Below are 15,232 nucleotides of genomic sequence, written 5' to 3' on the forward strand. Positions count from 1 at the left end.
GCCGCAGGGTCACTGCCCAATCAGGGCGCGTTTAACCAGATCGTCCTGCCGCCATTGCTCTAGCCCGGCCAGGATTCCGCGCGCCATCCGTTTGCGCCATTCTGGATTCGTGACGTTTTTTAGATCTCTGGGGCTGGACAGAAACCCAAGCTCGACCAAAATCGACGGGATATCCGCCGCCTTTAGCACAGAAAAAGATGCCGTGCGGATCGGTCTGTTGTTCATCGGCCCGCCCTGCTGCGTCATCCCATCGGCCACGGCCCGCGCCAACGCGTCTGTGCGTGGTTTGGTCTCTTGCCGCGCGATATCCAGCAGGATGTCGGCCACCTGGTCGTCGGCACCGCTGAGGTCCACGCCCGAGATCAGATCGCCCCTATCGTGACGTTCGGCCAATTTGTGGCTGGCAACGTCCGAGGCATCGTCGGACAGCGTATAGACCGCCGCACCATGCGCGCGACCCTCGGAGAGACTATCGGCATGAAGCGAGATAAACACGTCCGCACCCGCCCGATGCGCCAGAGCTATGCGTCGTTCGAGGCTGACAAAATGGTCGTCCACACGGGTCATCACCACCTGATATCCGCCGGCCCGCAGCAGTGTTTCCCGCAACTCGCGCGCGAAGGTCAGCATCAGGGTCTTCTCGTTAGATCCCGCGACCTCGGCCCCCGGATCGATACCGCCGTGGCCTGGGTCCAGCATCACCAGCAAAGGGCGTGTTCCGTTTGGACCGGGCTTGGCAGGCGTCACCGACGGTTCCGGCAGGTCCCATCCTGGCTGGCGCGGCGCCCCGGCGCTGGCCGCGAAACTGTCGAAATCGGTGCCGCTCAGACCAAGCGACAGGTGCGCTGTTCCATTGACCTGATCCACCCTCAAGTCAGAGGTATCAACGGCCAGTGGTGCGCCCAGCTCCAACACCATGCGCGACCAGCCGGGAACATAGGCGCCGAATTGCACACCACTGATCCGGTCGGTTTGCAGGAAAGTGTCGGCGTCCAGGCCAGTCCAGTCGACCTCCTGAAAATCCAGCACGACACGGTACGGATCGCGCAGTGTGAAGACACGGTAAGGAACGCCCTGACTGAGGCCAAGTTCAACGCGAACTCCGGCGCGGCCATCTTGAGTTATGCGGCTATCGTCGGGCAAAACCCGCGCAAGCGCGCTGAAATCATGCGCGAGCGCAGCACTGCTCAGCGCCCAGATCAGCGCGATGACGTAGAAAATCCTGCTCATGGCCTCAAGTTTTCCCGAGATCGTTTGGCGGTCAGACTAGCGGACCGAAGCTAATTTGTGAACGGGTTACGCCGGAGTTGTGATCGCACCGCGTTCAACCATGAAACGCTGAAGCCGCATCAGACCTTCCTCGATATCTGCCGTTGATCGCGCATAGGAAAACCGCAGCGTGTGGTGCCCGCGCACTGGGTCGAAATCCAGCCCCGGAGTCACGGCCACCCCGGCCTTGCCCAGTATCTCGGCCGCGAAGGCACGGCTGTCTTCGGTCAGGTCCGAGACATCGGCGTAAACGTAGAACGCCCCGTCAGGCGGCGCGATATTGGTGAAGCCGGCCTTGGGCAAACCGTCCAACATCAAAGTGCGATTGCGGCGATAAACATCCAGATTGGCTTGCAATTCCGCGTCGCAATCCATCGCGGCTAGTGCTGCCAACTGGCTGGCATGGGGCGCACAGATGAACATGTTCTGGGCGATACGCTCGACGACGCGCACCTGATCTTTGGGCACCACCATCCAGCCAACACGCCAGCCGGTCATCGAGAAATACTTCGAAAATGAGTTGATCACATAGCACTCGTCCGTCAACTCCAGCGCAGTGACGGCTTTGGCCTCATATTCCAGACCATGGTAAATCTCATCGCTGATGAACGAGGCTCCCTGCCCGTGCGCGGCCTCGATCAGCGCGCCCATTGACGCATGATCCAGCATGGTACCGGTCGGATTGGCAGGTGACGCGACCATCAGCCCCTGCAGATCAAGCCCTGCGAAATCTGCGGGCACCGGTTGCAGGCGGTTTTCCGGCGCAGTGGGCAGATCAACCGGCACCAAACCCAGTGCTTTCAGAATCTGCCGGTAAGACGGATAGCCCGGCGCGCCGATGCCGACGCGGTCACCGCTGTCGAACAGCGCGGTGAAAGCCAGTAGAAATCCGCCAGAAGATCCCGGAGTAATCACAACGCGTTCGGGGTTCAGATCAACATTATACCAATCGCCATACAGACGTGCGATCCGTTGCCGCAGTTCAGGCAATCCCAACGCGACCGTATAACCTAACGGGGCTTGCTCCATGGCCTTCGCCAGAGCCTTAACTGCCCCCTTAGGCGCACCGGTGCCGGGCTGGCCGACCTCCATATGGATAATGTGGCGCCCGGCCTCTTCGGCGCGGCGCGCGGCCTCCATCACGTCCATCACGATAAAGGGATCGACCCCGGACCGGGTTGAGTTTCTCATGCCAATCTCCCATGTTTCAGCCATGGCTTTTGAACGCTTATCCAGGGTGGCGTCAATCCCGACCCTGTTGCTGGTGGCAGTGACATGGATGGCAAGCCTTGTTCCGGCAAACGCTCAGGGCCTGATCCGAGACCCCGATATCGAACATGGGCTGCGCGAACTGGCCTTTCCGATCCTGCGTGCGGCCGGGCTGAACACCAATCGGGTCAAGATATTTGTCGTCAATGATCGCACGTTCAACGCCTTTGTCATCGATTACAGCGCGATTTACCTGAATTACGGGCTGATCCTGACCGTCGAAAGCCCTGAAATGCTGCAGGCCGTGATCGCGCACGAGGCCGCGCATATCGCCAATGGCCATCTGGCCCGGCGGACGCAAAACCTGCGCGCGGCGCAACGCAAGGCGGGGTTAGGGACTGCGCTGGCCCTAATTGCCGCTGCCGCCGGAGGTGGTGAGGCCGCAGTAGGCATTGCCGCAGGAACCCAAAGTGCTGCTCTGCGCAGTTTTCTGGGACATACCCGCGCCGAAGAATCCTCGGCCGACCAAAGCGCCGCCAGTTACCTCCGATGGGCCGGTATCTCGCCCATCGGGATGGTTGAACTGCATCGAAAGTTCGCTGGTCAAGAGTTGCTAAACGCGGTCAATCAAGACCCCTATATGCGGTCGCACCCCACCAGCCGCGAGCGCCTGCGCGTGGCTGAGAGGTTTCTAGCGCAATCTGGCGACTGGTCCAAATCGGACCCAAATGCCGATTACTGGTTCGCGCGGGTCAAGGGTAAGCTTTCGGCTTTCCTCCGATCCCCAACATGGACCATGCGACGCGCAAAAGAGGAAGACGCGCAAGACATCCGTCTGATGCGTGAGGCATCGGCCTATCATCAGAACCATGATCTGACCAACGCCCGCGCCGCCATAGATGGCGCCCTGGCCATTCGCCCAAATGATCCGTTTTACTATGAGCTTAAGGGCCAGATTTTACTGGAAAACCGGCAAATACAGGACGCCGTGAAAGCCTATGGCAAAGCTGTTGAAATGGCCCCGAATGACGCGTTGATCCTGGCTGGGTACGGGCGTGCATTGCTGGCGCAAGGTCAGACAAAGAACGCCTTGCAAATGCTTGTAAAGGCACGTCAAAGAGATTACCGAAATGCCCGACTGATGCAGGACCTCGGGGTCGCATATGCGAAGGTCGGCAATAATGGCATGGCTTCGGTCGTGACCGCTGAACGATATGCCTTGCGCGGCCGGTTGGCCGACGCGGGTATTCACGCAAAACGGGCCTTAGGGCAATTGCCCGAAGGCTCTCCGGGTTGGCAAAGGGCGCAGGATGTGCTGATTGCCTCGGAACGCGCTAAGAAAGCAAAAAGGAAACGGAAATGATCCTCAGACATGCAGCACCTGCCCTACTGGGGCTTTCCTTGATCACTGGCCCTGCGCAAGCGTTGGATTTGAACGCGCTTAGCGCCTCGGAAAAGGAAGAATTCGGCGCCCAGGTGCGCGAATATCTGCTGGAGAACCCCGAAGTGATCATCGAGGCGATCAACATCCTTGAACAACGCAACGCGGTTGCCGAGGCCGCCGCTGACCAAGAACTAGTGGCCGCCAATGCCGAAGAACTGTTCAATGACGGCTATAGCTGGGTGGGTGGCAATCCAGAAGGCGACATTACTCTGGTCGAATTCATGGACTACCGCTGCGGCTATTGCCGCCGTGCGGTGCCCGAAGTGGCCGACCTGCTGGCTGAGGACGGCAATATCCGTTTGGTGATCAAGGAATTCCCGATCCTGGGCGAAGCTTCGGTCCTGTCTTCGCGCTTTGCGGTGGCGACCAAACATGTGGCCGGCGACGACGCATATAAACAAGTTCATGACGCGCTGCTGGAATTTGGCGGCGAACCGACCGAGGTTTCTCTGCGTCGCATTTCCGATGGTTTGGGTCTGGACAGCGATGCAATCGTCGCGGCGATGGACAGCGATCAGGTGACCGATGAGATCACCCGCACCCGCGCCCTTGCACAACGGATGCAGATTACCGGAACGCCGTCGTTTGTTTTGGGCACTGAAATGCTGCGCGGTTTCCTGCCTGCGGATCAAATGCTTCAAATCGCCAAAGGCGTGCGCGCTGAACAAGGCTGAGTAAAGGGGCGGTTCACCCGCCCCCCCCCCTCTCGCTTCTGACGCAAGTGTTCGGGCAATAGGTCGGACTTGTTCAGCAACCTATTGCCACGCACATCTTTCAAGGTTTGAAATCCAAATTTTTGTGTTGAACGAGATTTTGGTCTCGGGCATTGAACACGCTAAAGTAATTTATCCAAAGTCAGAGGCACGCATGAGCGATAACAAGAAATCTGGACTGTCCCGCGCGGCGCGAAGCGTACGCGAAGCAGGTCGTGTTCTGCGTGGCAAGAAAAAACATACCAAACCAACCTATATTGATCAGCAATCCAAGGATAAAACATCGGCAGAGAACCAGTTCCCCGCTGCGGATCAGGGAGTTATTGTCGATATCGGTATGAATGACGGAAAAGACACCGTTTATTACCGAAAAAGGGGATTTGAGGTCATCGCCGTAGAGGCCATCCCAGATTTGTGCGCTGCAATGTCCGACTATTTTTCCGACCTAGAGGTCGATGGCGTCGACATCAGGAATTTTGCTGTTACCGATGACGGCAAGGACGAAGTCACTTTCTATGTGAATAAATACAACACAGCGTGGAGTTCCGTCAAAGAAGAATACGGAAGCCGGAAGGACGGAGCCGAGAAAATCGTTGTTCCAACGATTGATCTTTCGCAGGCGCTTCAGCCGGTTTCGAAACAAATTCTTTACGTCAAAATTGATATTGAGGGTCTTGATAAGGTTGCTCTTAAGCAAGTCATGGCCCTGCCTGATCTGCCATCCTACGTTTCGGTTGAGAACGGAAGCCTGAGCATGCTCAATACCCTGCACGAGAACGGGTATGACAGATTCAAGTTCTCCAACCAAAAATATGTTGAATATCAAATAATTGCCCCGTCTTCCCCACACGGACATATTCCCGTGCACACGTTTAAGTCCAGCGCATCAGGTGTGTTTGGTGAAGACCTACCGGGAGCTTGGATTCAATATGAAGACGCGGTGAAAATCCAACAAGCGTTGAAAGAAGCAAGACGAACCGCCCCTGACAACCTGTTTTCCATGGCCATCGGGTGGTTTGATCTGCACGCCAAGCACTCATCGGCCAAGTAAGTGCACCCGCTTTGCCGGGGATACCGGGTCAGAGGTATTGCGAAATGCCAATGTCTTTGCCCCTTAGGGTTCGACCCTGAAAGTCTTCGCACTGGCCAGCCTACACTGCGTCAATCGGAAGGTCCAAAACCTTAACTACTTTCGGGCCATAAACGATGACGTGCTTTAACGTCCGGGAACCGATATAAGATTGCCATGAACAGAAGGCATTTGATCCTGACCGGAGGGGCGCTGGGATTGATGGGTTGGTCCAATCGCTCTGCATCGCAACCGGACTTGGGCTATTTTGTACCCGCCGAGGAAACCCGCCATCAGCGCACCTTTATGCAATGGCCTAGCAGCCGACGGGTGTATTGGGATGCAGCCCATCTGGAAGACACGCAACAGACCATCGCCGACATAGCCAACGCCATATCCGCATTTGAGCCCGTAGTCATGCTGGCTTCTGCGGCTGAGCATGCATCGGCAAAGCGAAAGCTCTCGCCATCCATCGAACTCTGGGACATTCCGACCGAAGATCTTTGGTGTCGCGACTCTGGGCCGGTATTCGTCGTTAATGAAAGCAGTCAGTTGGCGATCCGTCAGATTCAATTCAATGGTTGGGGCAAGAAGCAGGTCCATACGCATGACGCGCGCATCGCTGGTCGCGTAGCGGAACACTTGGACCTGCCCCTGCTGACAAGCGGTTTACAAGGCGAGGCTGGAGGGGTTGAACAGGACGGGCACGGGCTGCTAATGGCGCATGAAAGCTCGTGGGTGAACAAGAACCGCAATCCTGGCCTATCGCGAGACCAGATCGAAACGCGCTTGCTGGCCGCCTACGGAGCAGATCGCATGATCTGGTCCGAGGGGGTATGGGGCGAAGATATCACCGACTACCATATCGACTCTTTGGCTCGTTTCACGGGGCCGGGGCGCGTTTTGATGAACCTGCCCGATGAGCCCGACATGCGGGACCCGTTTCATCTGGCTGCACTGGATACACATGACCGATTGGCCGCCGAAGGGCTGCAAATCGAGGTGATCCCAGAGCCCCATTCACCGCGCATCAGAGACCTGGATTTCGTCGCGTCTTATGTGAACTATTATGTGTGCAATAATGGTGTGATCATGCCTGAGTTCGGCGACATTGAAACCGATCTACTAGCGCAAGATGCAGTTACTAGCCACTATCCTGGGCGCGAGGTCATTGCCCTGAACGTGGACGTACTAGGGCAATCTGGCGGCGGGATTCACTGTGCAACACAGCAGATGCCAGCGGTTTGAAACTGCCCACCTTAGGTTATGTTATTCTGCCGCTTCCTGCGCGGCGTCCAGCTCGGCTGCCTTCTTTTCGACCTCTTCAACGATGTGGTCGATCATCTGGTCGTTGGACATCTTGTGGCTGGCCTTGCCCGCCAGATAGACCATACCCGACCCAGCCCCACCGCCGGTAAAGCCGACATCGGTCATCAAGGCCTCACCCGGGCCGTTGACCACGCAGCCGATAATGGACAGGCTCATCGGGGTCTTGATGTGTTCCAGCCGCTGCTCAAGCGCCTCGACCGTCTTGATCACGTCGAAGCCCTGCCGCGCGCAGGACGGGCATGAGATGATGTTCACGCCGCGATGGCGAAGGCCCAGAGATTTCAGGATCTCATAACCCACCTTCACCTCTTCGACCGGATCGGCAGACAGGCTGACACGGATTGTGTCGCCAATACCCATCCACAAAAGGTTACCCAGCCCGATGGCCGATTTGATGGTACCGGACACGAGCCCCCCTGCCTCGGTTATCCCTAGGTGAATAGGGGCGTCGGTGGCCTCGGCAATACCCTGGTAGGCAGCGGCGGATAGGAATACGTCGCTGGCCTTCACACTGATCTTGAATTCGTGGAAATCGTTGTCCTGCAGGATGCGGATATGCTCCAGCCCGCTTTCGACCATCGCTTCGGGGCAAGGTTCGCCATATTTCTCAAGCAGGTGCTTTTCCAGACTGCCCGCATTCACGCCAATTCGGATCGAGCAATTGTGGTCGCGCGCCGCCTTGATGACCTCTTTCACGCGCTTTTCGTCACCGATATTGCCCGGATTGATCCGCAAACAGGCAGCACCAGCCTCGGCAGCCTCAATCCCACGGCGATAATGGAAATGAATGTCAGCGACGACCGGCACCGGGCTTTCGCGTACGATCTCTTTCAGGGCTTTTGATGACGCCTCATCCGGGACAGACACACGTACGATATCGGCACCGGCCTCGGCGGCGGCTTGCACCTGTGCCACGGTCGCCGCAACATCGGTTGTCAGCGTGTTGGTCATCGTCTGAACGGCAATGGGTGCGTCACCACCGACAGCAACATCCCCAACCATGATCTGACGGGACTTGCGGCGGTAGATATTGCGCCACGGGCGAACGTGATTGAGCGACATGAGGACGGGTCCAAGACAACCTAAGTTGCGTCTTTAGATAGTCCGCCTGTCAGGACACCGCAATGGCTAGATCACTCGGCGGGGTCTTCTGAAACCTGTGCCTGAAGTTCAGCCACCAATTGTTTCAGCGCGCTGTTCTGATCAGCCTCAAGATCGGCAACTGCATAGGTTTCGGCAACCGCGTCCTTGGACAGAACAACGCCTTTGGCGACGGTCCCCGGCGCGCCCGCCGGTCCGTAATGTTCGCCGTTCATCGAAAAGAACACCGAACCCGAAGCACCCGCGCGCAGTTGAGGCGGCTCTTCCGTTAGCGGAACCTCGAACACATTACCTTGTTCAACCGTGCCAAGGGTGCCTTCGAAGATGACGCTTCCATCAGCTGCGGTGACCCGCATCCAGGCTGGTTTCACGGCGACAATTTTCAAGGTGGTGTCGATCTGCTCGACCACCTGCGGCAAGGCCGGGCGTTCGACAGTGTGGACCTCGGCGACCTCAACCTTTGGCAATTCCTGTGGCAGGAAGGTGCCCACAGTGCGCGGGTCCAAGGTAGAGATCGGAGCATCACGGGCGACCAGAACAGGAACGTCCAGCGCCTGTGGACGATACAGACGGTCCAACGCCTCGGCGCTGGGGGTGGCCGCAACGGCAACTTCAGTTTCGGCACTGTCGCGCGCCGCATCCAACGGATCGAGATCGGAAAGAACCACCGGGGCCTGTTCGACCGGGCTTACCTGTACCTGCTGAATCTTGTTCAGCACCGACCAGCCGCCATAGCCAATGCCGCAGATCACTGCGACCAGAACCAGTGACGAGCCGATAGCCCGCGGTTCAATCTGGCTGACAAGGGATTCGCGACCGGGAATGTATGGCGTGTTGGGCGAGGTAAACGGATCACGCCCCATCGGACCGCGCGCCGGAACCGCGCCCGTGGGCTTGCGAACAACCGAAGCCTCGGCCGACATGCCATGCGCAACCTCGAACCCGCTTTCCTTACAGAAGGCAGCAAAAGTCTCATCCGGGTTCATCCCCAGATACCGGGCATAAGAACGCACATACCCGGCAATGAAGCCGGGTGTGTCGAACGCGTCAGGATCGGCGTCTTCGATGGCAGCTATGTAGTTGGCTTTGATCCGCAGTTCGCGCTGAACATCCAACAGGGACTTGCCCATCGTTGCCCGTTCGCCGCGCATCCTGTCACCAAGCCGCACTTCGTAATCGTCAAAACCCTTTGGCCTGACGTCGGCTTCGTCCTTGGAATCGCGCTGAGATCTGCGCCCAATCATCCCTGCTGCCCCATTCTGCCTGCGCGCGTTTCGCGCTAACGGCGAATCATCCCATTAACGATTCGTCCGATACTTTTGTTAGCCTAAGCTTAACACGCGGCAAACGCGTTGCACACTTTAGCGTGAGGTTAACCGGCAAGTTCGGCGCGATTTAGCGCACAATGTGACCAAAGTTCGTCCATCGCCTGTACCAAACGGTTCATTTCGTCAGGCCCATGTACCGGAGATGGGGTAAAGCGCAGACGCTCGGTTCCGCGCGGGACAGTGGGGAAATTGATCGGTTGAACATAGATGCCATGATCATCAAGCAGCCGGTCGCTGAGGATCTTGGTGTGTACCGGATTTCCAACAATCACCGGCACGATATGTGTACCGTGATCGATCAATGGCATGCCCAGCCCCTTGAGCCGCAGCTTAAGGATCTTGGCCTGTGTCTGATGCTGCTCACGCAGATCGCTCGCCGTTTTCAGGAAAGCGACCGAAGCCGCTGCCCCTGCGGCCACTGCAGGCGGCAACGAGGTGGTGAAGATGAAGCCCGGTGCATAAGAACGCACGGCATCGCACATTTTCTCGCTAGCGGCGATATAACCGCCCATTACGCCAAAGGCTTTGGCAAGGGTTCCGTTGATAATGTCGATGCGATGCGCCAGGCCATCGCGCTCAGTCACGCCGCCACCGCGCGGGCCATACATGCCAACTGCGTGGACCTCGTCGATATAGGTCAGCGCACCAAACTCATCGGCCAGATCACAAATCTCTTCTATCGGACCAAAATCGCCGTCCATCGAATAAACGGATTCAAACGCAATCAGTTTGGGGGCTTTGGGATCGTCGGCCTTAAGCAATTCGCGCAGATGGGCAACATCGTTGTGACGGAAGATACGCTTGGCCCCACCATTGCGGCGCACGCCCTCGATCATCGAGGCATGGTTCAACTCGTCCGAATAGATGATCAGGCCGGGGAACAATTTCGGCAATGTGCTGAGCGTCGCGTCATTGGCGATATAGGCACTGGTGAAAAGCAGCGCGGCCTCTTTGCCATGCAGATCGGCCAACTCGGCCTCAAGCTTTTTGTGATAGACGGTCGTCCCCGAGATATTGCGGGTCCCGCCCGAACCGGCGCCGGCTGCGTCAACGGCTTCGTGCATTGCGTTCAGAACAACCGGGTGCTGGCCCATGCCCAGATAGTCATTGCCGCACCACACAGTTATATTCTGCTGCGACCCGTCCGGGCGGGTCCGCACCGCATGCGGGAAATGACCATTGCGACGTTCGATGTCGATGAAGGTCCGGTAACGTCCTTCATCATGCAGCTTGGCAATCGCTGTATCGAGCTGAGCAGTATAGTCCACCGGTATCTCCTTACATGCCCGACCCCTTGCATTTGTAGCCGGACAAAATTTCTGACGCTCTCACCGGACGAATCCGATTATACGCCAATGCGTTCCCTTGTGCCCCGTACGTATAGACAACATTGGGATCACACATTTGATTTGCATCAAATATCCCCTCGCACTCGCATCGACAAGTAAAGTTACGGCCATCGGGCGCGAGGAAACGACGCAGGCGCCACTCGGAGTTTCCGATATTATATCATATTCCCGCCAAAGCGCACTGGACGGCGCCGATTGCGCTGATAGGTTCTGCCAAATCTTGAAAGCAGGAGAACCCCATGTCGCTGGACGCCGTTCTGAACCGCATCGACACTGATCTGCAAACCTCAATCGATCGCCTGATGGAGCTGCTGCGCATCCCATCCATCTCGACCGACCCTGCGTATAATGCGCAGGTAGATCAGGCCGCAGACTGGTTGGTCGCTGACCTACAAAGTATTGGCATCGCAGCGGAAAAGCGTGAAACCACCGGCCACCCCATGGTCGTCGGCCATGTCGGAGAGGACAGCAACGCACCGCATGTGCTGTTTTACGGGCACTATGACGTGCAACCCGTTGATCCGCTTGAGCTGTGGAAACGCGACCCGTTCGATCCCGCCATTGAAGACACCGACAACGGCCCCGTCATTCGCGGTCGCGGGTCGTCGGATGACAAAGGCCAGTTGATGACCTTTGTCGAAGCTTGCCGGGCCTGGAAGGCCGTCAATGGCTCCCTGCCCTGCCGCATCACCTTTTTCTTCGAGGGTGAAGAAGAATCAGGATCGCCGTCCCTGGTGCCTTTCTTGCGGGAAAACGCGGCCGAGCTGAAAGCTGACTTGGCACTGGTGTGCGACACTTCGATGGTGTCTCGCGGTGTACCGTCAATTTCCTCGCAACTGCGCGGCATGCTCAAGGATGAATTCACTATCACTGGCCCCCGCATCGATCTGCATTCGGGCCATTACGGCGGCCCCGGCCTGAACCCCCTGCGGGAATTGTCCAAGATCATCGCCTCGTTCTATGACGACGAAACCGGCCGTGTTGCGGTCGAGGGGTTCTATGAAGGCGTTCACGAAGTGCCCGCCGAGCAACTGCGCCAGTGGCAAAACTGTGGGTTTGACGAGGTCGAGTACCTGAGCTCGGTCGGCTATTCGCAACCCCATGGCGAAAAAAGGTATTCGACGCTGGAACAGCAATGGGCGCGCCCTACGCTTGAGGTTAACGGGTTGTGGGGCGGTTACAATGGTGCAGGCTCGAAAACCGTGATCCCGTCGCAGGCACATTGCAAGATCACCTGCCGTCTGGTCGGTGACATGGACCCTGACGCTTTGCGCACCAAAATCCGCAAACATGTGGAAGAGCGTCTGTCGCCCGACGCCACGGTCGAATGGGACAATGATCTGGAAGGGTCCCCAGCGTCGGTCATGAATCTGGATCGCCCCGAGTTCGAAGCCGCCCGTGGCGCCCTGTCGGACGAATGGGGGCGCGAGGCCGTGTTCACTGGGATGGGTGGTTCGATCCCCGTCGTCGGTTATTTCAACACTGAACTTGGGTTGGATTCGATGCTGGTTGGCTTTGCCAACGATGACGATGCAATTCACTCGCCGAACGAAAAATACGACGTGAAAAGCTTTCACAAAGGCATCCGGTCCTGGGCTCGCATTCTGGACGCGCTGACGCGCTGATGAGTCCATGCGAAGCTCTGCCTCGCGCTCCGAGGTGTTTTCGGCCAGATGAAGTTAAGGATCCCTTGCTTCATCTGGCTATGAACATCTCGGGGGAGTCGCCCGGAACGGGCGGCGGGGGGCAAAGTCCCCACCCACCGCAGATTACATGTGGATGACCTTTCCATAAGCGTCCAGAACGCTTTCATGCATCATCTCTGAGAGTGTCGGATGCGGGAAGACCGTGTTCATCAGGTCTTCTTCCGTGGTTTCCAACTGACGACCAACCACATAGCCCTGAATCAGCTCGGTCACCTCGGCACCGATCATGTGGGCCCCCAGTAATTCGCCAGTTTTGGCGTCAAATACTGTTTTGATCAGACCTTCGGGTTCACCCAGCGCAATGGCCTTGCCATTTCCGATAAAGGGGAAACGACCGACTTTGATGTCGTAACCCAACTCTTTGGCTTTTGCCTCGGAGTATCCGACTGAAGCCACTTGCGGCTGACAATAGGTGCAGCCGGCGATGCTTTCGGGCTTTACGGGATGCGCGTGTTTGCCTGCGATCAGTTCGGCGACCATGACGCCTTCGTGGCTTGCCTTGTGCGCCAGCCACGGTGCGCCCGCGATGTCACCAATCGCATAGAGACCATCAACTCCGGTGCGGCAGAACTCATCCGTTACAACATGGGTGCGGTCGATTTTCACGCCCAAAGCCTCAAGCCCAAGGTCTTCGACATTCCCGACGATCCCCACGGCAGAGATCACGGTATCGAAATCGTGCTTTTCGACCTTACCCTTCACTTCGATATGCGCGGTGACCTTGCCCTTGGCCCGATCCAGCTGCTTGACCATCGCTTTTTCCATGATGGTCATGCCTTGCTTGGTAAAGGCTTTCTTGGCCAGTCCGCTGATTTCGGCATCTTCTACCGGCAGCACGCGGTCCATCACCTCGACAACGGTCGTGTCAGCGCCCAACGTGTTGTAGAAGCTGGCGAATTCGATACCAATCGCGCCCGAGCCGATGACCAGAAGTTTCTTGGGCATCCGCGGCGGTTGCAGCGCGTGCTTATAGGTCCAGACCAGATCGCCATCAGCTTCAAGCCCCGGCAATTCACGCGCTCGTGCGCCGGTGGCCAGTACGATGTTTTTGGCCGTCAGCTGTTCGGTTCCTTTCTCGGTTTTGACCGAGACTTTGCCCTTAGAAGGAATCGTCGCTTGCCCCATCACCACGGTGACTTTGTTCTTTTTCAGCAAGTGACCGATGCCGCCTGAAAGCTGCGCCGCCACACCGCGCGAGCGTTTAACGACAGCATCAAGATCGTATCCGACCTTGTCCGCCTTGAGGCCGAAATCCTTGGCGCGCTCCATCAGGTGAAACACTTCGGACGAACGTAGCAGTGCCTTGGTAGGGATACATCCCCAGTTCAGGCAGATGCCGCCCAGATGCTCACGTTCAACCACGGCCGTTTTCAGGCCCAGCTGCGCCGCACGAATGGCAGCGACATAGCCGCCCGGACCAGCGCCGATTACGATCAGATCAAAAGATTGTGCAGCCATGTTTCCCTCTCGGCGCAGGACGATTGAAAATTTAGTTTACCATTAAACTAATTTTCGAAACGCATCAACACACCATTCCCGCGACAAATACGACGTGGGATCATCGGTATCAGTTTATGCGGTTTTCAGCCTATACCGGGCATCCTTCAATGGCTAGAACATAGATGTCGGGTTCACCCGCCATTTCATAAACGCAAATCATTCGAGAGGCTTACCATGGCCAAAACACTTAAAGATCTGCTGCTTGCATTGCTCAACGCGACACTCATCCTCGTGGCTCTTTGCTTATTTCTAGGCTGGAAACTGGCATCGACAGTCGAGGGCGTCACCACGGTCTTCTCGGAAAAAGTCCAGGTTATCGCGCCCTTGAAGGACGAAATTCTCGGCGTTCGGGGGGAACTTGCGGCGCTACGCAATGATCTTGCCGAGGTGCAATCAAGCGGCTCAGTCACAGATATTGCCGAAAAACTGCGGATATCCACGGCGCTGGTAAAACTGGATAATCTGGAACAAAGAATGCAAGGCGCGCAAGCCAGCATTGCCGAGTTGACCGACTCTCCGGACAAGCTGATCAATTCCGCCATAGAGAAATCAGCCGACGTGGTCGCCGACCGAATTATTGCCATTCGAGGTTGCGTGCCGCAGTCCTAGAGGGACGCCTGCAATTCGCGTACCGTCGAACCATATCCACCCATGTCGACATAGGCGGCTTCGTGTTCGGTCATCGGACGGTCCAGTGCTTCGTTCCGATAAGGGAAACGCCCAAATTTACGTATCACCTCACGATGTGCTCGTGCGTGCAGCAGATTGCTTTTATCGCTGTCACTCATGTTCTGGCACATCAAACGGACACAGCGTTCCTGATCACACAGATTTTCCGAATGCATCATCGGCAGGTAAAAGAACTGCCGCGCTGGTTCGTCGATCTTGAGATCCCACCCCTTGTCCACCGCACATTTCGCGGCCGACAATGCGGCGCGATCTGACGCGAAAGCCTTGGCGCTGCCGCGGAACATGTTGCGCGGGAACTGGTCCATCAAAATGATGTAGGCCAGTGACCCACTAGGATACGTCAACCAAAGAGAGAATTTGCCTTCATTCGCGGCTTCCCAGGTGGTCAAAAACCGTTCGCGAATGTCTGCGTCCAAGGCATCGTCCTGTAGATACCAACCTTCGGGACCAATCTCATCTAACCAAAAACTCAATACTTCTTCAGGCCCTACCATTGCCCTAACTCCGTCGTGTTGCCCTCCCCAG

General features: G+C 57.1%; 13 protein-coding genes. 6 read left to right on the forward strand and 7 right to left on the reverse strand.

From position 1 onward, the window contains the following. Nucleotides 1–9: 9 nt before the first annotated feature. Nucleotides 10–1,230, reverse strand: a complete 1,221-nt coding sequence (locus tag ACR0JB_RS06900; RefSeq protein ID WP_170505592.1) for an N-acetylmuramoyl-L-alanine amidase — start codon at nucleotides 1,228–1,230, stop codon at nucleotides 10–12. Nucleotides 1,231–1,296: 66 nt separating this feature from the next. Then, on the reverse strand, nucleotides 1,297–2,460 hold the full coding sequence (locus ACR0JB_RS06905) for a pyridoxal phosphate-dependent aminotransferase (RefSeq protein ID WP_170505588.1): 1,164 nt from the start codon (nucleotides 2,458–2,460) through the stop codon (nucleotides 1,297–1,299). Between ACR0JB_RS06905 and ACR0JB_RS06910 the strand changes: the two genes are divergently transcribed. From ACR0JB_RS06910 to ACR0JB_RS06925, 4 genes are all read left to right on the forward strand, one after another. After that, complete coding sequence (locus tag ACR0JB_RS06910) at nucleotides 2,459–3,841, forward strand: M48 family metalloprotease (RefSeq protein ID WP_480789772.1); 1,383 nt, start codon at nucleotides 2,459–2,461, stop codon at nucleotides 3,839–3,841. The two genes, ACR0JB_RS06905 and ACR0JB_RS06910, sit on opposite strands and share 2 nt — an antisense overlap. Continuing rightward, nucleotides 3,838–4,596 carry a DsbA family protein gene (locus ACR0JB_RS06915; RefSeq protein WP_170396154.1) on the forward strand — a complete coding sequence of 253 codons (759 nt, stop codon included), beginning with the start codon at nucleotides 3,838–3,840 and terminating at the stop codon, nucleotides 4,594–4,596. The genes ACR0JB_RS06910 and ACR0JB_RS06915 overlap by 4 nt, the downstream gene beginning before the upstream one ends. Nucleotides 4,597–4,789: 193 nt before the next feature. After that, on the forward strand, nucleotides 4,790–5,686 hold the full coding sequence (locus ACR0JB_RS06920; RefSeq protein WP_480789773.1) for an FkbM family methyltransferase: 897 nt from the start codon (nucleotides 4,790–4,792) through the stop codon (nucleotides 5,684–5,686). 195 nt (nucleotides 5,687–5,881) lie between these two features. Continuing rightward, entirely contained in the window at nucleotides 5,882–6,952 is a 1,071-nt protein-coding gene (locus tag ACR0JB_RS06925; RefSeq protein ID WP_480789774.1) for an agmatine deiminase family protein, read from the forward strand. A gap of 21 nt (nucleotides 6,953–6,973) precedes the next feature. Here the strand turns inward: ACR0JB_RS06925 and ispG are convergent, their stop codons facing one another. From ispG to hemA, 3 genes are all read right to left on the reverse strand, one after another. Continuing rightward, nucleotides 6,974–8,095: a flavodoxin-dependent (E)-4-hydroxy-3-methylbut-2-enyl-diphosphate synthase gene (gene ispG, locus ACR0JB_RS06930; protein WP_170396160.1), complete on the reverse strand. Its 1,122-nt coding sequence runs from the start codon at nucleotides 8,093–8,095 to the stop codon at nucleotides 6,974–6,976. 71 nt (nucleotides 8,096–8,166) lie between these two features. Next, the gene (locus ACR0JB_RS06935) at nucleotides 8,167–9,378 is read right to left on the reverse strand and encodes a helix-turn-helix domain-containing protein (protein WP_170349025.1); all 1,212 of its coding nucleotides are present in this window, start codon (nucleotides 9,376–9,378) and stop codon (nucleotides 8,167–8,169) included. A gap of 128 nt (nucleotides 9,379–9,506) precedes the next feature. Next, entirely contained in the window at nucleotides 9,507–10,730 is a 1,224-nt protein-coding gene (gene hemA / locus ACR0JB_RS06940; protein ID WP_170358931.1) for a 5-aminolevulinate synthase, read from the reverse strand. 320 nt (nucleotides 10,731–11,050) lie between these two features. Here hemA and ACR0JB_RS06945 point away from each other — a divergent pair, with 320 nt between their 5' ends. Beyond that, nucleotides 11,051–12,436, forward strand: a complete 1,386-nt coding sequence (locus ACR0JB_RS06945; protein ID WP_170396162.1) for a M20/M25/M40 family metallo-hydrolase — start codon at nucleotides 11,051–11,053, stop codon at nucleotides 12,434–12,436. Nucleotides 12,437–12,580: 144 nt separating this feature from the next. Here the strand turns inward: ACR0JB_RS06945 and lpdA are convergent, their stop codons facing one another. Next, a complete protein-coding gene (lpdA, locus tag ACR0JB_RS06950) occupies nucleotides 12,581–13,975 on the reverse strand; it encodes a dihydrolipoyl dehydrogenase (RefSeq protein ID WP_170505574.1) in 1,395 nt (464 codons plus the stop codon). A gap of 216 nt (nucleotides 13,976–14,191) precedes the next feature. On the opposite strand from lpdA, the gene ACR0JB_RS06955 reads away from it, so the two are divergent. Next, complete coding sequence (locus ACR0JB_RS06955; RefSeq protein ID WP_170375761.1) at nucleotides 14,192–14,626, forward strand: hypothetical protein; 435 nt, start codon at nucleotides 14,192–14,194, stop codon at nucleotides 14,624–14,626. Here the strand turns inward: ACR0JB_RS06955 and ACR0JB_RS06960 are convergent. Then, on the reverse strand, nucleotides 14,623–15,201 hold the full coding sequence (locus ACR0JB_RS06960; RefSeq protein WP_170375763.1) for a DUF924 family protein: 579 nt from the start codon (nucleotides 15,199–15,201) through the stop codon (nucleotides 14,623–14,625). The genes ACR0JB_RS06955 and ACR0JB_RS06960 overlap by 4 nt on opposite strands. Nucleotides 15,202–15,232: the final 31 nt, after the last annotated feature.

This window comes from Ruegeria sp. BI7, from assembly GCF_056537925.1.